This window comes from Streptomyces sp. NBC_00190, assembly GCF_036203305.1.
In the GTDB taxonomy this organism is placed as follows: Bacteria; Actinomycetota; Actinomycetes; order Streptomycetales; family Streptomycetaceae; genus Streptomyces.
Genome location: NZ_CP108131.1, coordinates 4,524,594 through 4,544,071, shown reverse-complemented (window position 1 = coordinate 4,544,071; position 19,478 = coordinate 4,524,594). Strand labels below are relative to the sequence as shown.

The following is a 19,478-nucleotide window of genomic DNA, read 5'->3' as shown; positions in this document are numbered from 1 at the left end:
CCCTGCCTGAAGCCGCTCACTCGAAAGGGTGGATGTGCTCAAGGAAGGCAACCTTCCGGACACCTTGGGGAGTCGATCGTCATGACGAGAGGAGGTGCCGCCAGTGATCGCGAACGTGACTCCGCACCGGCGGGCGAACGCCTTCGCCCAGGCCCTGGAGGATCGGACCCCGTCCGACCTTTCAGAACCGGACCCGGCGGCCGAGCAGTCCGAGGCACCTGCCGAACCTGCCGACCACGACCGGTTGTTGGCCCTGGCGAGCGTGCTCGGCGAACGAATGCCGCGCCCAGCGCTGGACCCAGAGGTCAAAGTGGTGCAGCGAGCCCAGCTCGTTGCCGCCATGGAGGCCATGGTGCTGGAGGAGAGGGCCGGGGGCGGTGCCGCCGCGGACCCTCAAGTGCCCGAACAGCGGACCGGCCGCGGCGCCCACCGGGCGACCACGCTCCGGAACTTGCGGCCCCGCTCCCGCTGGTCCAAGGGCATCGCAGCGGGCGGCCTCACCGTCGGTGTGGCCGCGGGGGCCTTCAGCGGTGTGGCCGCTGCCAGTTCCGACGCCCTGCCCGGTGACCACCTCTACCCCGTGAAGCGCGGCGTGGAGGACCTGAAGCTCGGGCTCACCGACGACGATTCGGACCGGGGCGAGCTCTATCTCGACCAGGCCTCGAACCGCCTGTCGGAAGCCCGCAGACTGATGGAGCGCGGCCGGGGCGGAAATGTGCTGGAGCACGAGGTCCTGGGCGAGATCCGCCGAGCACTGGCGGGAATGAAGCACGACGCGGAGGAGGGCCACCGGCTCCTCCAGGCCGCGTACGAACGGGACGGCGAGCTCGGCCCGATCCAGAAGCTGTCCTCGTTCTCCCGCTCCCACCGCGACGCGTGGGGCAAGCTCCGGGAAAAGCTCCCCGCGCAGCTCACGGACGTGGGCGGCGAGGTGGAGTCGGTCTTCCAGGCCATAGACGAAGACGTGGCGCCGCTCCAGGGTCTGCTCCCCAAGCCACCGGAGCAGGTCCGAGGCAGCACCAGCACACCCGGCGCCTCGGCCAAACCGGGCACCCCCAGCGGCAAACAGCAGTCCACGCCCGCCTCCGGCGCCCCGTCGAGCAGCCCCGCGCCGTCGCCCTCGGGCAGCAGCAGCCGGCCCGCGACCACGGGCGGACTCCTGGGCGGTACGGGCGACCTGCTGAACCCGCCCCAGGGTCAGTCGGCCCAGCCATCCCCGGGAACTCCGGAGCTCCCGCAGCCGGACATCACCCTCCCGCCCCTGCTCCCGGGTCTCCTCCCGGGCCTGGGCCTCAACGCGGAGGACGCCGGGTAGCGAGGCCGGTGGGGGGCTGGGGTGCCGCACATCAGGCACCCCAGCCCCCCACCGGGCCGTCAGAAGAAGACGGACCGTCTCTGCACCAGCAGCTTGTACAGCGTGTGCTGGATCTGCTCCCGCACCTCGTCCGTCAGGTTGAACATCAGCATCGGATCCTCCGCCGCCTCCGCCGCGTAGCCCGCGGTGGCGATCGGCTCGCCGAACTGGATCGTCCACTTCGTCGGCAACGGCACCGCCCCCAGCGGCCCCAGCCACGGGAACGTCGGCGTGATCGGGAAGTACGGGATCCCCAGCAGCCGCGCGAGCGTCTTCGCGTTGCCGACCATCGGGTAGATCTCCTCCGCCCCCACGATCGAGCACGGCACGATCGGCGTCCCCGCACGCAGGGCCGTGGACACGAACCCGCCCCGCCCGAAGCGCTGCAGCTTGTACCGGTCCCCGAACGGCTTCCCTATCCCCTTGAAGCCCTCCGGCATCACGCCGACGAGCTCCCCGGCTTCCAGCAGCCGCTGCGCGTCCTCCGCGCACGCCAGGGTGTGACCGGCCTTGCGGGCCAGCTCGTTCACCACCGGCAGCATGAACACCAGATCCGCCGCGAGCAGCCGCAGGTGCCGCTGCGCCGGGTGGTGGTCGTGCACGGCGACCTGGAGCATCAGCCCGTCCAGCGGCAGCGTCCCCGAGTGGTTCGCCACGATCAGCGCACCGCCCTCCGCCGGGATGTTCTCGATGCCCTTGACCTCGACCCGGAAGTACTTGTCGTACAGCGGCCGCATCAAGGACATCAGGACCTGGTCCGTCAGCTCCTTGTCGTAGCCGAACTCGTCGACCTCGTACTCCCCGGTGACCCGCCGCCGCAGGAACGCCAGCCCGCCGGCGATCCGCCGGTCCCAGCCGCCCGGAGACCCCTCCGCGGCCGACTCGGCAGCGACCGGCGGGGCCACCGGCTCCGGAGCCGACACCGCCCGCACCCTGCGCGGCGCCCGCCGCCGCGACCGGTCCTCGTCGAACGGAATGACCTTGGCATCCGCCACTATCGCTTCGCTCCTTCAGCCACGTCGACGTCGTCATCCAAGCCGTCTGCCTTCAGCATGGCAGCCACCCGGTCCACGGCCCGCCCCACCCGCTCCGGCGGCAGCAGCCCGCCGCCGCGGCTCCGCGCGAAGTCCGCGAACGTCTCGGCGGTCGTGTACATGGGCTCGAAACCGAGCACTTCCCGCATCTGCGAAGTCTCCACGACCCGGCCGTGCGTGAGGAGCCTTATCTGCTCCGGCGAGAAGTCCGTGACACCCACCGCCCGCAGCGCCGACCCCACCCACGTCACGGCGGGCAGCAGCAGCGGCAGCGTCGGCCGCCCAAGCCGCCGCGAGCACTGCGACAGCAGCAGTACGCCGTCACCCGCGATGTTGAAGGTCCCGCTGTTCAGCGTCCCTCGCCGCGGCTCCTGCGCCGCCAGCCGCAGCACGTCCAATACGTCGTCCTCGTGGACGAACTGCAGCCGCGGGTCGTAGCCCAGCACGGTCGGCATCACGGGAATCGAGAAGTACTCGGCGAGCGCCGAGTCCGCGAAGGGCCCCAGGATGTTCGCGAACCGCAGCACGCACACCGCGACGTCCGGCCGCCTGCGCGCGAAGCCCCGTACGTACCCCTCGACTTCGGCGGCGTCCTTGGCGAAGCCGCCCGCCGGCAGCGATTTCGGCTGCGTGGTCTCGGTGAAGACGGCCGGATCCCGCGAGGTGCCCCCGTACACGCTGGTACTGGACTTCACCACGAGCCGTCGCACCGTCGGCGACTTCTGGCAGGCCCCGAGGAGCTGCATCGTCCCGATGACGTTCGTTTCCTTGACGGTGCTGTGCGCACCGCCGGTTCTTCCCCCGGTGACCGCCAGGTGGACCACCGTGTCCACGGCGTGCTCGGCCAGCACGCGGGCGATCGCCGACTGTCTGATGTCCGTACGGACGAACTCGGCCGATCCCAGCCGGTGCGGCGGTGTCACCGCGTCGACCGCGATCACCCGCTCGACTTCCGGATCACGCTGGATGCGGCGCACGAAGCGGCCCCCCAGCTGCCGGGCAGCCCCGGTGACCAGTACGACCTTCCCCACGAGCTCAGCGCCTCCCTAGATGGAACAACCGTCTCCGGCTGCACCGCAGCCCCCCCACCAGGATGGTGGAGGGGCTGCGGAGAACACGTACAGCTGCCGTTTACTTCTTGTTACGGCGCTGGACGCGGGTGCGCTTGAGCAGCTTGCGGTGCTTCTTCTTAGCCATCCGCTTGCGCCGCTTCTTGATAACAGAGCCCACGACTACCCTCGCTCACTTCTCTTCATTCGGTGCGGGGCGTCGGGGCCCACACGACCTACGTCGGCCTAGCCTACCGTCCCGAGCTCTGAGCTTGTAATCCGAGGGCGTGCCGGGGTCAGTCTCAGGCCGACTCCACCCCCACATACGACTCTCGGAGGTACTCGTGAACCGCATTTTCGGGGACCCGGAAGGACCGGCCCACCCGGATTGCGGGCAGATGACCGTTGTGCACCAGCCGGTACACGGTCATCTTCGACACTCGCATCACCGAGGCGACCTCCGCCACGGTCAGGAACTGAACCTCACTGAGAGGCCTCTCGCCAGCAGCCATGACACACCTTGACCTTCCGCGCATGACGGGCACCGGCTTCCCCTCCGGTTACTCCTCGTCGTCGCACGCTCACTCCCCAGAGTAGGGGCGCGTGATACGAGTGGGGAAGAGGAGCTACGGCCACTCCTTTCACCCAGACAGACTCGCCCGATTGAGTACATAGCGAGTAAGCGGTCGGTAGTGATCCGCACGCACCGCGTCATCAAGCGGAACGGCCACCGACACCCGCCCCTCGGCCTCGCCGACGAACAGCGCGGGATCATCCGTATCCGCCAGCCCGATCGCCTCCACACCCAGCTGACCTGCGCCGCAGACCCACCCGTGGTCCCCCACCACCAGCTCCGGCAACGGCCCGCCGGCCTCCGCGAGGGCACCCAGCGCGATCCGAACCGGCAGTGGTGAATGGGAGTGTGCGCCGGTCACACTCCCCGTCGGCCGCACGCCGGGTTCCCGCACCAGTGCGACCCCCCGTACGTAATCGATGCTGTGCGTGCGTACGCCGAACCGGGTCGCCATGTCGACACACGTCCCCTGCGCCGGGGTGAGGACAACACATCCTGCCGCCGACATCGCCTCGGCCAACCCGGCGTAGAACCCCAGGAGCCGATGCGGGTGCCCCGTCCCGAACAACACCGGGGACCGCGCCCCGGCCGCCACGCGCAGCCGCCCGGCGAAGGCCTCCAGCGCCGCCACCGTCAGCTCCGGATCGATCACGTCCGGCCCGCTGACGTGCGCGGGGTCCGCCGAGACCCCGCACTTGTCCGCCATCAGCCTCAGCAGGTCGCCCTCGCCCCAGCCCAGCTCCGGATCCAGCCCGAGCAGCACCCGCGGATCGCGCGCCGCGAACAGCCGGTAGCTGCGCAGGCTCTCCTCCCGAGAGGTGGCGATCGGCCCGGCCAACCGGGCGGCCAGCAGATGCGCACGCAGCGCGCCGGTGCTCAACACCCTCCGATGCTGCCTCAACGAACCTGGCGGTTCATCAGTTCCGGAGCACAGACCCACAGTCGGCGTAACGATGCATCGTCAGGTCAGCATTCCGCGCAGCGGGAACACCGCGCGCCGGGTCGCCAGGACGGCTTGATCCGTACGGTCCGCCGGGTCGTACCCCGCGTCCCAGTCCCGCCACGACACCGTCCGCCCGTCCGTCATCCGGCCCGGCGCCAGCGCCCGCGTCCGCGCGTACACCTCGTCCCGCCACGACGCCGGCACGGCGGCCTCCGGGTCGACGGGCCGGTGCGCGGCGATCGCCACCAGGTGCGTCCACGACCGCGGTACGACGTCCACCACCGCGTACCCGCCGCCGCCCAGCGCCAGCCACCGCCCGTCCGCGTGCTCGTGCGCGAGCCGGTGACAGGCCTCCTGGACGACCCGCTGGGCGTCCAGGGACACCGCCAGATGCGCCAGCGGGTCCTCGAAGTGCGTGTCCGCCCCGTGCTGGGTCACCAGCACCTGCGGCCGGAAGTCCGCCAGCAGTTCCGGCACCGTCGCGTGGAAGGCCCGCAGCCACCCCTCGTCCCCGGTCCCCGCGGGCAGCGCGACGTTCACCGCCGACCCCTCGGCCGTCGGCCCGCCCGTCTCCTCCGGCCACCCGGTCTGCGGGAAAAGCGTCCGCGGATGCTCGTGCACGGAGATGGTCAGCACCCGCGGGTCGTCCCAGAACGCCGCCTGTACGCCGTCACCGTGATGGACGTCCACGTCCACGTACGCGACCCGCTCGGCCCCCAGCTCCAGCAGCCGCGCGACGGCCAGGGCGGCGTCGTTGTACACGCAGAAACCGGCCGCGCCGCCCGGCATGGCGTGGTGCAGCCCGCCGGCGAAGTTCACGGCGTGCTCGGCCTCACCGCGCCAGATCGCCTCCGCTCCCGCCACCGACTGCCCGGCGATCAGCGCCGAGGCCTCGTGCATGCCGTGGAAGGCCGGATCGTCCATGGTGCCCAGCCCGTACGAGCCGTCGGCGATCCCGGGGTCCGCGGACACCTCGCGCACCGCGGCGACGTAGTCCTCCCGGTGGACGAGCTTCAGCGTCGAGTCCCCGGCCGCGCGGGCCGCCCGTACCTCCATGGCCCGGTCCAGCCCGAAGGCGCGCACCAGCCCCATGGTCAGCGCCAGACGCACCGGATCCATCGGATGGCTGGGCCCGAAGTCATACTTCGTTACCGCCTCGTCCCACATCAACAACCCGCGGCCGCTCATGCCCGACACCGTATCGGGCCGTCCGCGGTCCGAACGAGCCGGCGTAGAACAGAGTGATCATGACGAGAACCATCGGCACGAGCATCGCTCCCCGGTAGCTCCAGGCGTCCCCGATCCCGCCCACGAGCGGCGACCCGATCAGGAAGCCGACGTAGTTGAAGATGTTCAGCCGGGCGATGGCGGTGTCCGACGCCCCCGGGAAGAGCCTCCCGGCCGCGGCGAAGGTCTGCGGCACGATCACGCACAGCCCGATCCCCAGCAGCGTGAAGCCCAGCATCCCCACCCACGCACCCGGAGCGGCCGCCACGACCGCGAAACCGCAGGCCGCCACCATCGTCCCGCCCCGGACGACGGGCGCGGCCCCGAAGCGCCGCACCCCCAGGTCCCCGACGGCCCGCCCGAGGAGGGTGGTCACCATGTAGACGTTGTACGGGACGGTCGCCAGCTGCTCGGAGCTCCCCAGCACGTCCTGCAGGTACTTGGCACTCCAGTTCGCCACCGTCGAGTCCCCGATGTACGCGCACGCCATCACCAGGCAGAGCGGCAGGAGCAGCTTGCCGCCGCCCGCGCCCAACCCCTTCTCCTGGACCGCGCCGGAGGGTGTGACCACGTAGTCGCGGCTCGCCAGCAGGACGAGCGGGAGCAGCAGGACCACGGCGGGCAGATAGGAGACGAACAGGTCCAGATGCCAGTGCGCCCCGGCCCACGCGGCCGAGGCGCCCAGGATCCCGCCGAGGCTGTACGCGGCGTGGAAACCCAGCATGATGCTGCGCCCGTACGCCCGCTGCAGACTGACCCCGATCATGTTCATCGAGGCGTCCAGCGCACCGACCGAGAGCCCGAACGCCCCCAGGGCCAGGGCCACGTGCCACATCTGGCTGCCGGCCCCGACCCCCAGCAGGGACAGCAGCACCAGCGGCTGCGCCCACCTGAGCACCGTGCTGGGCGCCACCCGCTTCACCAGGTGCTCGGTGGCGACGCTCGCCGCGCCGGCCAGGACCGGGACGGCCGCGAGGAAGGCGGGCAGCAGCCCGTCGGATATCCCGTACCGGTCCTGGATGGCCGGAATCCGTGTCACGAGCAGGGCGAAGGTGACGCCCTGCACGAAGAAGCTGAACCCCAGAGCCACACGCCCGCGCCGCAGCCGCGCATCAACCGTCATGGCGGGTCAGCGTAGGCCCCGGGGCTACCCGTGGGTAGAGCGATCACATGGGCAGTTGCAGAAGTCCCGGCAGCTGCTTCATGTCCCCGAAGTAGGCGGTGGCCCCGCCGAGCTGCTCGGCGGGCACCATCGAGGTGAACGCGAACACGTCCATGCCCGCGGCGAGCGCCGCCTGCACGCCGAGCGGACTGGCCTCGACGACGACGCACCGCGCGGGTTCGACACCCATCGACCGGGCCGCGTGCAGGAACAGATCGGGCGCCGGCTTCTCGTGGCCGACGTCCTGGGAGCTGAAGATCCACTCCTCCTCGAACCATCCGTCGAGCCCGGCCGCGCGATGCCCCACCCGGATCCGCTCGTGACTCCCGGAGGAGGCCATGCAGTAGCCGATCCCGTTCGCGGTGAGCGCCCCCAGGACCTCCTCGACCCCGGGAACGGGCTTCAGGTCCCGCTCGAACGCGGCGAAGGTGCGCGCGTACAGCGTCTCGTCGAAGTCGTCCGGCAGCCTCTCCCCGGTCCGCTCCAGGACGAGTTCGTGCACCCGGTGAACGGCCGCCCCCATGTAGTCGCGGAGCGACTCCTCGTAGGAGGTCGGGTGCCCCAGCTCGGTCAGGTACCCGGCGAGGATGCTGTTGGCGAGCGGCTCGCTGTCCACCAGCACGCCGTCGTTGTCGAAGATGACGAGGTCATAGCCCATACCCCAACCCTACGAGTCGTCAGCTCAGGTCCACGGCAGCCGCGTGCTGGTGATCGGCTGAACATCGGAAGATCCTCGGCTCGCCGATCTCAACGGTTGAGGTCGAATACAGCTACTCCGTGGCCCTCGTACGCCTTGGGCTCAACCGTCGCCACCAGCGCGCCCGCATCCCACTCGGGCAGGTGGCGCACGGCGCGCACCGCCGCCGCGATCCCCGCAGGTACGCCGTCCCGGCACAGCTGTGCCACGGCCAGCGTGGCCGGGTAGTCAAGGTCGATCGTGTGGATGACGTCGAGCTGGCCGATGTGCTCGGCGATCCCCGCGTGTTCCAGATCCGCTTCAAGGATGGACAGGACCGGCGCCCACAAACGAGTGTCGGCATCGAGGAAAGCCTGGTGAATCAGTGCAGACATCTGCCGATTCCCGGACAACGCCAACAGGGATGGCGTATCCAGGACGAACTGGTGTTTGATCACGCGGCAGCGTCCTGTTGGCCGGCAAAGGCTTCGCGGATCTTGCGCCTCATGGCCTCGCTCTCCTCATCCGTCACCAGGACCCCGAAGTGCTCAGCCATGTACTCGCGGGCACGCTCCGCCCGCTCGCGCCGCTCCTCGGCGGTCAGGGTGGTCTCCGCGAACTCCTGCACCAGAGCGCGGATGGACGTCCCTCGGGACTCTGCGATGGCCGCGAGGCGGTCTCTCACCTCGGCCGGGACACGGATCATGGCATCAGACATAGCGCGAGTCTACAGCGGCGTATACACCAGCGCGCCTCAAACGCAGAAAAGCCCCGCACCGGACCCGTAAAGGTCTGGTGCGGGGCTTCCGCAATGATTGTTCGGCGGCGTCCTACTCTCCCACAGGGTCCCCCCTGCAGTACCATCGGCGCTGAAAGGCTTAGCTTCCGGGTTCGGAATGTAACCGGGCGTTTCCCTAACGCTATGACCACCGAAACACTATGAAATTTGAACGCTGGTGTTTTCACAGCCGTTCGTTATTTCAGAACTAACACAGTGGACGCGAGCAACTGAGGACAAGCCCTCGGCCTATTAGTACCAGTCAGCTTCACCCGTTACCGGGCTTCCACATCTGGCCTATCAACCCAGTCGTCTACTGGGAGCCTTACCCTCTCAAGGAGGTGGGAATACTCATCTTGAAGCAGGCTTCCCGCTTAGATGCTTTCAGCGGTTATCCCTCCCGAACGTAGCCAACCAGCCATGCCCTTGGCAGGACAACTGGCACACCAGAGGTTCGTCCGTCCCGGTCCTCTCGTACTAGGGACAGCCCTTCTCAATATTCCTACGCGCACAGCGGATAGGGACCGAACTGTCTCACGACGTTCTAAACCCAGCTCGCGTACCGCTTTAATGGGCGAACAGCCCAACCCTTGGGACCGACTCCAGCCCCAGGATGCGACGAGCCGACATCGAGGTGCCAAACCATCCCGTCGATATGGACTCTTGGGGAAGATCAGCCTGTTATCCCCGGGGTACCTTTTATCCGTTGAGCGACGGCGCTTCCACAAGCCACCGCCGGATCACTAGTCCCGACTTTCGTCCCTGCTCGACCCGTCGGTCTCACAGTCAAGCTCCCTTGTGCACTTACACTCAACACCTGATTGCCAACCAGGCTGAGGGAACCTTTGGGCGCCTCCGTTACCCTTTGGGAGGCAACCGCCCCAGTTAAACTACCCATCAGACACTGTCCCTGATCCGGATCACGGACCGAGGTTAGACATCCAGCACGACCAGAGTGGTATTTCAACGGCGACTCCACAACCACTGGCGTGGCTGCTTCAAAGTCTCCCACCTATCCTACACAAGCCGAACCGAACACCAATATCAAACTGTAGTAAAGGTCCCGGGGTCTTTCCGTCCTGCTGCGCGAAACGAGCATCTTTACTCGTAGTGCAATTTCACCGGGCCTATGGTTGAGACAGTCGAGAAGTCGTTACGCCATTCGTGCAGGTCGGAACTTACCCGACAAGGAATTTCGCTACCTTAGGATGGTTATAGTTACCACCGCCGTTTACTGGCGCTTAAGTTCTCAGCTTCGCACACCCGAAAGTGCACTAACCGGTCCCCTTAACGTTCCAGCACCGGGCAGGCGTCAGTCCGTATACATCGCCTTACGGCTTCGCACGGACCTGTGTTTTTAGTAAACAGTCGCTTCTCGCTGGTCTCTGCGGCCACCCCCAGCTCACGGAGCAAGTCCGATCACCAGTGATGGCCCCCCTTCTCCCGAAGTTACGGGGGCATTTTGCCGAGTTCCTTAACCATAGTTCACCCGAACGCCTCGGTATTCTCTACCTGACCACCTGAGTCGGTTTAGGGTACGGGCCGCCATGAAACTCGCTAGAGGCTTTTCTCGACAGCATAGGATCATCCACTTCACCACAATCGGCTCGGCATCAGGTCTCAGCCTTAATGAGGGACGGATTTGCCTACCCCTCGGCCTACACCCTTACCCCGGGACAACCACCGCCCGGGCTGGACTACCTTCCTGCGTCACCCCATCGCTTACCTACTACAAGTCTGGTTCGTCGGCTCCACCACTTTCCTTTCCCCGAAGGGTCCGGAACGGCTTCACGGACTTAGCATCGCCTGATTCGATATTGGGCGTTTCAAAGCGGGTACCGGAATATCAACCGGTTGTCCATCGACTACGCCTGTCGGCCTCGCCTTAGGTCCCGACTTACCCTGGGCAGATCAGCTTGACCCAGGAACCCTTAGTCAATCGGCGCACACGTTTCTCACGTGTGTATCGCTACTCATGCCTGCATTCTCACTCGTGAACCGTCCACAACTAGCTTCCGCTGCTGCTTCACCCGGCACACGACGCTCCCCTACCCATCACAGCGGGCGTTGGCCCTATTGCTGCAATGACACGACTTCGGCGGTACGCTTGAGCCCCGCTACATTGTCGGCGCGGAATCACTTGACCAGTGAGCTATTACGCACTCTTTCAAGGGTGGCTGCTTCTAAGCCAACCTCCTGGTTGTCTCTGCGACTCCACATCCTTTCCCACTTAGCGTACGCTTAGGGGCCTTAGTCGATGCTCTGGGCTGTTTCCCTCTCGACCATGGAGCTTATCCCCCACAGTCTCACTGCCGTGCTCTCACTTACCGGCATTCGGAGTTTGGCTAAGGTCAGTAACCCGGTAGGGCCCATCGCCTATCCAGTGCTCTACCTCCGGCAAGAAACACACGACGCTGCACCTAAATGCATTTCGGGGAGAACCAGCTATCACGGAGTTTGATTGGCCTTTCACCCCTAACCACAGGTCATCCCCCAGGTTTTCAACCCTGGTGGGTTCGGTCCTCCACGAAGTCTTACCTCCGCTTCAACCTGCCCATGGCTAGATCACTCCGCTTCGGGTCTAGAGCGTGCAACTCAATCGCCCTATTCGGACTCGCTTTCGCTACGGCTTCCCCACACGGGTTAACCTCGCTACACACCGCTAACTCGCAGGCTCATTCTTCAAAAGGCACGCAGTCACGACCGTTGTTCCGAAGAACAACGGCGACGCTCCCACGGCTTGTAGGCACACGGTTTCAGGTACTATTTCACTCCGCTCCCGCGGTACTTTTCACCATTCCCTCACGGTACTATCCGCTATCGGTCACCAGGGAATATTTAGGCTTAGCGGGTGGTCCCGCCAGATTCACACGGGATTTCTCGGGCCCCGTGCTACTTGGGAGATGAGCAAGCAAGCCGCTGATGTTTCGTCTACGGGGGTCTTACCCTCTACGCCGGACCTTTCGCATGTCCTTCGACTACATCAACGGTTTCTGACTCGCCGACCGGCCGGCAGACCGGTCAAGCTCATTCCCACAACCCCGCATGCGCAACCCCTGCCGGGTATCACACGCATACGGTTTGGCCTCATCCGGTTTCGCTCGCCACTACTCCCGGAATCACGGTTGTTTTCTCTTCCTGAGGGTACTGAGATGTTTCACTTCCCCTCGTTCCCTCCACACTGCCTATGTGTTCAGCAGTGGGTGACAGCCCATGACGACTGCCGGGTTTCCCCATTCGGACACCCCCGGATCAAAGCTCAGTTGGCAGCTCCCCGGGGCCTATCGCGGCCTCTCACGTCCTTCATCGGTTCCTGGTGCCAAGGCATCCACCGTGCGCCCTTAAAAACTTGGCCACAGATGCTCGCGTCCACTGTGTAGTTCTCAAACAACGACCAGCCACCCATCACCCCACCAGACAAGCTGGCGAGTTCACTGGGGCCGGCACTGAAGATCTCAACCTCACGGCCGTACCTTCAGGACCCAACAACGTGCCAGGCACGATCCCTCATCAGTGAGTCACTTTCCACGCCGAAGCAGTACTCGTGATCCATCCGAAGAACCGTGCCAACTAATCAACGTTCCACCCATGAGCTGACCGTGCAGAACGTTTGTCTGCAATCGGTACTGTGCTCCTTAGAAAGGAGGTGATCCAGCCGCACCTTCCGGTACGGCTACCTTGTTACGACTTCGTCCCAATCGCCAGTCCCACCTTCGACAGCTCCCTCCCTTACGGGTTGGGCCACCGGCTTCGGGTGTTACCGACTTTCGTGACGTGACGGGCGGTGTGTACAAGGCCCGGGAACGTATTCACCGCAGCAATGCTGATCTGCGATTACTAGCAACTCCGACTTCATGGGGTCGAGTTGCAGACCCCAATCCGAACTGAGACCGGCTTTTTGAGATTCGCTCCACCTCACGGTATCGCAGCTCATTGTACCGGCCATTGTAGCACGTGTGCAGCCCAAGACATAAGGGGCATGATGACTTGACGTCGTCCCCACCTTCCTCCGAGTTGACCCCGGCGGTCTCCTGTGAGTCCCCATCACCCCGAAGGGCATGCTGGCAACACAGGACAAGGGTTGCGCTCGTTGCGGGACTTAACCCAACATCTCACGACACGAGCTGACGACAGCCATGCACCACCTGTATACCGACCACAAGGGGGCACTATCTCTAATGCTTTCCGGTATATGTCAAGCCTTGGTAAGGTTCTTCGCGTTGCGTCGAATTAAGCCACATGCTCCGCTGCTTGTGCGGGCCCCCGTCAATTCCTTTGAGTTTTAGCCTTGCGGCCGTACTCCCCAGGCGGGGAACTTAATGCGTTAGCTGCGGCACCGACGACGTGGAATGTCGCCAACACCTAGTTCCCAACGTTTACGGCGTGGACTACCAGGGTATCTAATCCTGTTCGCTCCCCACGCTTTCGCTCCTCAGCGTCAGTAATGGCCCAGAGATCCGCCTTCGCCACCGGTGTTCCTCCTGATATCTGCGCATTTCACCGCTACACCAGGAATTCCGATCTCCCCTACCACACTCTAGCTAGCCCGTATCGAATGCAGACCCGAGGTTAAGCCTCGGGCTTTCACATCCGACGTGACAAGCCGCCTACGAGCTCTTTACGCCCAATAATTCCGGACAACGCTTGCGCCCTACGTATTACCGCGGCTGCTGGCACGTAGTTAGCCGGCGCTTCTTCTGCAGGTACCGTCACTTTCGCTTCTTCCCTGCTGAAAGAGGTTTACAACCCGAAGGCCGTCATCCCTCACGCGGCGTCGCTGCATCAGGCTTTCGCCCATTGTGCAATATTCCCCACTGCTGCCTCCCGTAGGAGTCTGGGCCGTGTCTCAGTCCCAGTGTGGCCGGTCGCCCTCTCAGGCCGGCTACCCGTCGTCGCCTTGGTGGGCCATTACCCCACCAACAAGCTGATAGGCCGCGGGCTCATCCTTCACCGCCGGAGCTTTCAACCCCCGCCCATGCAGGCAGGAGTGGTATCCGGTATTAGACCCCGTTTCCAGGGCTTGTCCCAGAGTGAAGGGCAGATTGCCCACGTGTTACTCACCCGTTCGCCACTAATCCACCCCGAAGGGCTTCATCGTTCGACTTGCATGTGTTAAGCACGCCGCCAGCGTTCGTCCTGAGCCAGGATCAAACTCTCCATGAATGTTTACCCGTAATCGGGTGCACACATCACTTAGAGCGGGCACGTCATGTCGGAATATGACCGACGCGCCACAACGTCCTCGCTGTGTTGTTGCCTGCAAGTACTCCGAAACCGGAGCCTTACAGGTCTTTTTCAAAGGAACCTCATCCACCGAAGTGGACGGGGTATCAACTTCTGGCGTTGATTTTTGGCACGCTGTTGAGTTCTCAAGGAACGGACGCTTCCTTTGTACTCACCCTCTCGGGCTTTCCTCCGGGCTTTCGTTCTGTGTTCTTGCGTGTCCGAATCTATCAGACTCTTTCGTGTCCGACTTCCTCGGCGCTTTCCAGGTTTTCGCTTTCGCGCTTTCCCTTTCCGGCGATTCCGACTCTATCAGATCCTTTCGGGCCTGACTCCCAGTCAGCGGGTGTTTGCTTCGAGGCTGTTGGGCCCTTCGGCGAGTGAGACAGTAGCGGATTCCTTGCCTCCGAACCTAATCGGCGGCGGCGTCCTCGGACGCGGATTCCTCATTCGCAAATACGCATGAAAACGGGACGACGGAGTGCGTCGTTCGTTCGAATGTGTAGTGCGGGATGGCTGTCCGGGGACCGACCGGGGTCGGCGCTCACTTCGGACAACTCGAAGAACCTTACGGATCGGGCACACCTGTGTCAACCCTCGGCTGACCACCGGCGCGGGATGCGCAAACCTCACGCCGTCGCCGTCCCGTTCCGTCTACGCTGGGCCCCATGACTACGCATGCGCTCACGTTCAACCTCCGTTGGTGGGCCGCCTGACGGCGGCCGATCTGCAACGCGAGCACGCATGCGCTCACGGCCGCCGCTACGGCGGCCGTTTTTGTTTCTCCCTCCCCGGGAGTGGCTCGGTCGCCCGACGCGGTGGCCTCGGCACCACTCACGTACAAGGGAGAGCAGGACATGACGAGGATCTTCAGCGGGGTCAAGCCGACCGGACATCTGACGCTGGGGAACTACCTGGGGGCCGTGCGGCAGTGGGTCGCCGCCGACCAGGAGCCCGACGAGGCGCTGTTCTGCGTCGTCGATCTGCACGCGCTGACCGTCGAGCACGAGCCGGCCCGCGTACGGCGACTCAGCAGGCAGGCCGCGACGCTGCTGCTCGCCGCCGGGCTGGATCCGCAGCGGTGCACGCTGTTCGTGCAGAGCCATGTCGACGAGCACACGCGGCTGGCGTACCTGCTGGAGTGCACCGCCACCGACGGAGAGCTGCGGCGGATGATCCAGTACAAGGAGAAGGCGGCGAAGGCGCAGGCCTCCGGGGACGGCGTCAGGCTGTCCCTGCTCACCTATCCCGTGCTGATGGCCGCCGACATCCTGGCGTACCGGACCGATGAGGTCCCCGTGGGAGAGGACCAGCGGCAGCACGTCGAGCTGACCCGGGATCTCGCCGTGCGGTTCAACCAGCGCTACGGGCACACCTTCACCGTGCCGAAGCCGACCCTCCCGGCGGTGGCGGCGCGGGTCATGGACCTGCAGGATCCGACGTCGAAGATGGGGAAGTCGCACGAGAGCGGTGCGGGGATCGTCTATCTCCTCGACGAGCCCGAGGTCGTCCGCAAGAAGGTGATGCGGGCCGTCACCGACAGCACGGACGGCGGTGTGGTCCACGACCGGGAGACGCGGCCGGGTGTCACGAACCTGCTGGACGTCCTGGCCGCCTGCACGGGCGGGGATCCCGTGGCGCTCGCCGCCGGCTACACCGGCTACGGCGCGCTCAAGCGGGACGTCGCCGACGCGGTGGTCGAGCTGCTGCGGCCGGTGCGGGAGCGGCACGCCGAGCTCGCGGCCGATCCGGCGGAGGTGGACAAGGTGCTGCGGGAGGGTGCCGGGCGGGCCCGGGAGCTGGCGCGGCCGGTGGTGGACCGGGTGTACGAGGCCATCGGGCTGCTGGCGCCGTGAGCGGGTACGGGCCCCCGGCTCGGGGGCCCGTACCGCGCGGTCAGCTGTTGCCGGAGGCGAGTTCGCGGCTGCGGTCGCGGGCCGCTTCGAGGGCGGCGATCAGGGCCGCGCGAACGCCGTGCTTCTCCAGCTCCACGATCGCGTTGATCGTCGTACCGGCCGGGGAGGTGACGGCCTCGCGGAGCTTGACCGGGTGCTCGCCGCTGTCGCGGAGCATCACGGCGGCGCCGATGGCGGCCTGGACGATGAGGTCGTGGGCCTGGGCGCGGGGCAGGCCGAGGAGGATGCCGGCATCGGTCATGGCCTCGACGAGGTAGTAGAAGTACGCGGGCCCGGAGCCGGAGAGGGCGGTGGCCGCGTCCTGCTGGGACTCGGGGACGCGCAGGGTCTTGCCGACGCCGCCGAAGATCTCCTCGGTGTGGGCGAGGTGTTCGGCGGTGGCGTGGCTGCCGGCCGAGATGACGGACATGGCCTCGTCGACGAGGGCGGGGGTGTTCGTCATGACACGGACGACGGGGGTGCCGGAGGCGAGCCGCTCCTCGAAGAAGGAGGTCGGGATGCCGGCGGCGCCGCTGATGACCAGGCGGCCCGCGGGGACGTGCGGGGCGAGCTCTTCGAGGAGCTTGGCCATGTCCTGCGGCTTGACGGTGAGGATGAGGGTGTCGGCGCGCTTGGCGGCTTCGGCGTTGCTGACGGCCTCGACGCCGTAGCGGGAGTGCAGTTCCTCGGCGCGCTCCGGCCGGCGGGCGGTGACGAGGAGATTCGAGGCGGGCCAGCCGCCGCGGATCATTCCGCTGAGCAGGGCCTCGCCGATCTTTCCGGTACCGAGGACCGCGACTGTCTGGGTCATGCCCGATTCACCTCGCCTGGGGGTACCTCCCGGCGGTGGCCGGGAGGTTGTTGCTGCACGCGTGCTGCGGATACGTCCTCATCCTTGCACTCGGGCGGGGAGGGGAGGGCTGCTGTCCGGTCCGTGGTCGTCAGGGCGTGCGGCGTCGGAGGGTGGCCGCGCCGAGGGCGAGGACGAGCAGGGCGCAGGCGGCGACGATGACGGCGTCGCGGACGAATTCGGCGGTCATGTCGGTGTGGGTGAGGACCTGGGTCATGCCGTCCACGGCGTAGGACATGGGCAGGACGTCGGAGAGGCCTTCCAGGACGGGGTGCATGGTGTTGCGGGCCGCGAAGAGGCCGCACAGCAGCAGCTGGGGGAAGATCACCGCCGGCATGAACTGGACGGCCTGGAACTCGGAGGCCGCGAAGGCGGACACGAAGAGGCCGAGTGCGGTGCCGAGGAGGGCGTCGAGGAGGGCGACGAGCAGGAGCAGCCACGGAGAGCCGACGACGTCGAGGCCGAGGAGCCAGAGGGCCAGGCCGGTGGCGAGGAGGGACTGGACGACGGCGACGGCGCCGAAGGCGAGGGCGTAGCCGGCGATGAGGTCGCCCTTGCCCAGCGGCATGGCGAGGAGGCGTTCCAGGGTGCCGGAGGTGCGTTCGCGCAGGGTGGCGATGGAGGTCACCAGGAACATCGTGATGAGCGGGAAGATGCCGAGGAGGCTGGCGCCGATGCTGTCGAAGGTGCGCGGGGTGCCGTCGAAGACGAAGCGGAGCAGCGTCAGCATCAGGACGGGGACCAGGAGCATCAGCGCGATGGAGCGCGGGTCGTGGCGGAGCTGGCGCAGGACGCGGGCGGCTGTCGCGGTGGTGCGGGCGGCACTCATTGCGGTCGTGGCAGTCATCGCTGGGGCTCCCGGGCGGTGGCGTCGGCCTCGTCGACGAGGCGGAGGAAGCCTTCCTCGACGGTGGCGGAGTGGGTACGGGCGCGCAGGGCGTCTGGGGTGTCCTGGGCGAGGATGCGGCCCTCGCGCATGAGGAGCAGGCCGTGGCAGCGCTCGGCCTCGTCCATCACGTGCGAGGAGACGAGGAGGGTGGTGCCGCGGGTGGCGGCGAGGGTGTGGAAGAGGTTCCAGAGGTCGCGGCGCAGGACGGGGTCGAGGCCGACGGTGGGTTCGTCGAGGACCAGGAGCTCGGGGGTGCCGAGGAGGGCGACGGCGAGGGAGACGCGGCTGCGCTGGCCGCCGGAGAGGTTCCCGGCGAGTGCGGTGGCGTGGCCGGTGAGGTCGACGTCGGCGATGGCGCGGGTGACGGTCTCGTGGCGGCGTTCGGCGGCGGCGCGGCGGGGGGCACCCCCAGCGGTAGCTGGGGGAGGGTCGAGGATCGCGGCGAAGTAGTCGAGGTTCTGCCGGACGGTGAGGTCGTCGTAGACGGAGGGCGCCTGGGTGACGTAGCCGATGCGGTGGCGGAGCTCGGGGTGGCCGGCGGGGCGGCCGAGGACGTCGAGGGTGCCGGTGACGTGGGCCTGGGTACCCACGACGGCGCGCATGAGGGTGGACTTTCCGCAGCCGGAGGGGCCGAGGAGGCCGGTGATGCGGCCGCGGGGGACGTCGAAGGCGATGCCGTCGATGACGGTCCGGGGGGTGCGGCCGGTGCCGCGGCGGACGGTGAGGTCGCGGGCGTGTACGGCCGGCTCGTCGGTGTGTACGACTGGTGGGGGCCCCTCGGGCTCATTATTCATCATGTGATGAATAATGCTCCTGGCTGTGCCGGGGCGTCAATCGGGGGGTGCCCTACTTCTTGCGCTTGGGGCGGCGTGCGGCCGGGTTGCCGGTGCGGGCGCTGCGGCGGCGGGCGAATTCGGCCACGGCACGCTCGTACTCGGCGCGGCGCAGCTTCTCGCCCGGGGCCTCGGCGAGGCAGCGGAGGAAGTACGCGATGAGGGAGCCGATGAAACCGATCGCCTTCAGGCCCTTGAGGGCGGCCTCGTCGGAGGAGGGGGCCGGCCGACGGCTGAAGGAGTCCCAGGTCTTGGCGAAGGCGATGGCGCTGGCGACCGCGAAGAGGACGACGACGGAGATGTTGAGGAAGGGGCCGACGTCGCCGATCTCCAGGCCCTCGTAGGCGAGGCGCAGGAAGACCGCGGCGGCGACGGCGGTGACCAGCGAACCGATGGCGACGACGGCGCGGCGCAGGGCGTAGTTGCCGTCGTGGTTCACCCAGGTGGTGCCGAAGTAGCGGATCGGCTCGGGCTCGGGTCCGGCGGGGGCCGCCGGGGCGGGGGCCGGGGCCTGCGCGGCCGGCTCGGCTGGGATCTGGTCTCGCTGGTCGTCGCTCACACCAGCGATTATCTCCCGCCGGGCCCGGCCGGCCGGGTGTGTCTCACGTGTCAGACGGGCGGCGCGGGCGCCGGACCCTCAGCCGCAGCGGTTGGCGACGTAGCCGTCGCTGCCCGTCTTCACGTACGCGTCGGAGACGAACAGGCCGTTCCCGATGCAGTCCCAGACGTTCGTCGTGCCGTAGGGGCCCGAGACGGTGGTGCCCGGGGTTTGGCAGCGGATCCCGACGACGGCGTCGTACGGGAGCACCTTCATGATCGAGTAGTTGGTGCCCGGACCGCTGCGGACGTTGACCCTGTATCCCGGCGCGACCGGGAAGTACTCGAAGCCGTCCCCTTCAGCGCTCTGGACCTGATTCAGTTCGTTCTCAACCGACATAGGAAATCTCCCCCTTTGAGCATGAAGCTCTGCAACTCGCGCAGGGTAGCAGGC

Annotated in this window: 17 protein-coding genes and 3 rRNA genes; 2 read left to right on the top strand and 18 right to left on the bottom strand. The window is 66.7% G+C overall.

The window, feature by feature from the left end; genetic code table 11:
* Positions 1-103 precede the first annotated feature (103 nt).
* The gene (locus OG429_RS21915; protein WP_328926992.1) at positions 104-1,315 is read left to right on the top strand and encodes a DUF5667 domain-containing protein; all 1,212 of its coding nucleotides are present in this window, start codon (positions 104-106) and stop codon (positions 1,313-1,315) included.
* A gap of 59 nt (positions 1,316-1,374) precedes the next feature.
* On the opposite strand, the gene OG429_RS21910 is transcribed toward OG429_RS21915, so the two are convergent.
* The 13 genes from OG429_RS21910 to OG429_RS21850 all read right to left on the bottom strand — a co-directional run bounded on the left by OG429_RS21910 (position 1,375) and on the right by OG429_RS21850 (position 13,960).
* Positions 1,375-2,349, bottom strand: coding sequence for a lysophospholipid acyltransferase family protein (locus tag OG429_RS21910; protein ID WP_328926991.1), 975 nt, complete (start codon positions 2,347-2,349; stop codon positions 1,375-1,377).
* A complete protein-coding gene (locus OG429_RS21905) occupies positions 2,349-3,419 on the bottom strand; it encodes an NAD-dependent epimerase/dehydratase family protein (protein WP_328926990.1) in 1,071 nt (356 codons plus the stop codon). Before OG429_RS21905 ends, OG429_RS21910 begins: the two co-directional genes overlap by 1 nt.
* 100 nt (positions 3,420-3,519) lie before the next feature.
* Entirely contained in the window at positions 3,520-3,618 is a 99-nt protein-coding gene (locus OG429_RS21900; RefSeq protein ID WP_003948845.1) for a 30S ribosomal protein bS22, read from the bottom strand.
* Positions 3,619-3,739: 121 nt separating this feature from the next.
* Positions 3,740-3,949, bottom strand: coding sequence for a helix-turn-helix domain-containing protein (locus OG429_RS21895; RefSeq protein WP_008738568.1), 210 nt, complete (start codon positions 3,947-3,949; stop codon positions 3,740-3,742).
* A 129-nt stretch (positions 3,950-4,078) separates the two neighbouring features.
* On the bottom strand, positions 4,079-4,894 hold the full coding sequence (locus tag OG429_RS21890) for a phosphatase (protein WP_328926989.1): 816 nt from the start codon (positions 4,892-4,894) through the stop codon (positions 4,079-4,081).
* A gap of 78 nt (positions 4,895-4,972) precedes the next feature.
* Positions 4,973-6,142, bottom strand: a complete 1,170-nt coding sequence (locus OG429_RS21885) for an acetoin utilization protein AcuC (RefSeq protein ID WP_328926988.1) — start codon at positions 6,140-6,142, stop codon at positions 4,973-4,975.
* Entirely contained in the window at positions 6,093-7,304 is a 1,212-nt protein-coding gene (locus OG429_RS21880; RefSeq protein ID WP_328926987.1) for an MFS transporter, read from the bottom strand. The genes OG429_RS21885 and OG429_RS21880 overlap by 50 nt, the downstream gene beginning before the upstream one ends.
* 43 nt (positions 7,305-7,347) lie before the next feature.
* The gene (locus OG429_RS21875) at positions 7,348-8,001 is read right to left on the bottom strand and encodes an HAD family hydrolase (RefSeq protein WP_328926986.1); all 654 of its coding nucleotides are present in this window, start codon (positions 7,999-8,001) and stop codon (positions 7,348-7,350) included.
* Positions 8,002-8,090: 89 nt separating this feature from the next.
* Positions 8,091-8,477, bottom strand: a complete 387-nt coding sequence (locus tag OG429_RS21870) for a hypothetical protein (protein ID WP_328926985.1) — start codon at positions 8,475-8,477, stop codon at positions 8,091-8,093.
* Positions 8,474-8,737, bottom strand: coding sequence for a hypothetical protein (locus OG429_RS21865; protein ID WP_328926984.1), 264 nt, complete (start codon positions 8,735-8,737; stop codon positions 8,474-8,476). The genes OG429_RS21870 and OG429_RS21865 overlap by 4 nt, the downstream gene beginning before the upstream one ends.
* 99 nt (positions 8,738-8,836) lie before the next feature.
* Positions 8,837-8,953, bottom strand: a 5S ribosomal RNA gene (rrf, locus tag OG429_RS21860).
* A gap of 76 nt (positions 8,954-9,029) precedes the next feature.
* A 23S ribosomal RNA gene (locus OG429_RS21855) occupies positions 9,030-12,152 on the bottom strand.
* A 284-nt stretch (positions 12,153-12,436) separates the two neighbouring features.
* A 16S ribosomal RNA gene (locus OG429_RS21850) occupies positions 12,437-13,960 on the bottom strand.
* The 16S, 23S and 5S rRNA genes sit together here, the layout of an rRNA operon.
* A gap of 917 nt (positions 13,961-14,877) precedes the next feature.
* Here OG429_RS21850 and trpS point away from each other — a divergent pair.
* A complete protein-coding gene (gene trpS / locus OG429_RS21845; protein ID WP_328926983.1) occupies positions 14,878-15,876 on the top strand; it encodes a tryptophan--tRNA ligase in 999 nt (332 codons plus the stop codon).
* A gap of 40 nt (positions 15,877-15,916) precedes the next feature.
* On the opposite strand, the gene proC is transcribed toward trpS, so the two are convergent.
* The 5 genes from proC to OG429_RS21820 all read right to left on the bottom strand — a co-directional run bounded on the left by proC (position 15,917) and on the right by OG429_RS21820 (position 19,424).
* A complete protein-coding gene (gene proC / locus OG429_RS21840) occupies positions 15,917-16,726 on the bottom strand; it encodes a pyrroline-5-carboxylate reductase (protein WP_328926982.1) in 810 nt (269 codons plus the stop codon).
* A 130-nt stretch (positions 16,727-16,856) separates the two neighbouring features.
* Positions 16,857-17,612: an ABC transporter permease gene (locus OG429_RS21835; protein ID WP_328926981.1), complete on the bottom strand. Its 756-nt coding sequence runs from the start codon at positions 17,610-17,612 to the stop codon at positions 16,857-16,859.
* Positions 17,609-18,451, bottom strand: a complete 843-nt coding sequence (locus OG429_RS21830) for an ABC transporter ATP-binding protein (RefSeq protein ID WP_328926980.1) — start codon at positions 18,449-18,451, stop codon at positions 17,609-17,611. The genes OG429_RS21835 and OG429_RS21830 overlap by 4 nt, the downstream gene beginning before the upstream one ends.
* Positions 18,452-18,500: 49 nt before the next feature.
* The gene (locus tag OG429_RS21825; RefSeq protein ID WP_405679087.1) at positions 18,501-19,046 is read right to left on the bottom strand and encodes a hypothetical protein; all 546 of its coding nucleotides are present in this window, start codon (positions 19,044-19,046) and stop codon (positions 18,501-18,503) included.
* Between the two features lie 78 nt (positions 19,047-19,124).
* Positions 19,125-19,424, bottom strand: coding sequence for a peptidase (locus OG429_RS21820; RefSeq protein WP_328926979.1), 300 nt, complete (start codon positions 19,422-19,424; stop codon positions 19,125-19,127).
* Between the last annotated feature and the right edge of the window lie 54 nt (positions 19,425-19,478).

Bases quoted from the DNA above. Each gene is read 5' to 3' on its own strand.
- proC (WP_328926982.1), bottom strand. From the start codon at position 16,726: ATGACCCAGACAGTCGCGGTCCTCGGTACCGGAAAGATCGGCGAGGCC.
- OG429_RS21885 (WP_328926988.1), bottom strand. From the start codon at position 6,142: ATGAGCGGCCGCGGGTTGTTGATGTGGGACGAGGCGGTAACGAAGTAT.
- OG429_RS21830 (WP_328926980.1), bottom strand. From the start codon at position 18,451: ATGATGAATAATGAGCCCGAGGGGCCCCCACCAGTCGTACACACCGAC.
- OG429_RS21875 (WP_328926986.1), bottom strand. From the start codon at position 8,001: ATGGGCTATGACCTCGTCATCTTCGACAACGACGGCGTGCTGGTGGAC.
- OG429_RS21865 (WP_328926984.1), bottom strand. From the start codon at position 8,737: ATGTCTGATGCCATGATCCGTGTCCCGGCCGAGGTGAGAGACCGCCTC.
- trpS (WP_328926983.1), top strand. From the start codon at position 14,878: ATGACGAGGATCTTCAGCGGGGTCAAGCCGACCGGACATCTGACGCTG.
- OG429_RS21880 (WP_328926987.1), bottom strand. From the start codon at position 7,304: ATGACGGTTGATGCGCGGCTGCGGCGCGGGCGTGTGGCTCTGGGGTTC.
- OG429_RS21835 (WP_328926981.1), bottom strand. From the start codon at position 17,612: ATGACTGCCACGACCGCAATGAGTGCCGCCCGCACCACCGCGACAGCC.
- OG429_RS21820 (WP_328926979.1), bottom strand. From the start codon at position 19,424: ATGTCGGTTGAGAACGAACTGAATCAGGTCCAGAGCGCTGAAGGGGAC.
- OG429_RS21895 (WP_008738568.1), bottom strand. From the start codon at position 3,949: ATGGCTGCTGGCGAGAGGCCTCTCAGTGAGGTTCAGTTCCTGACCGTG.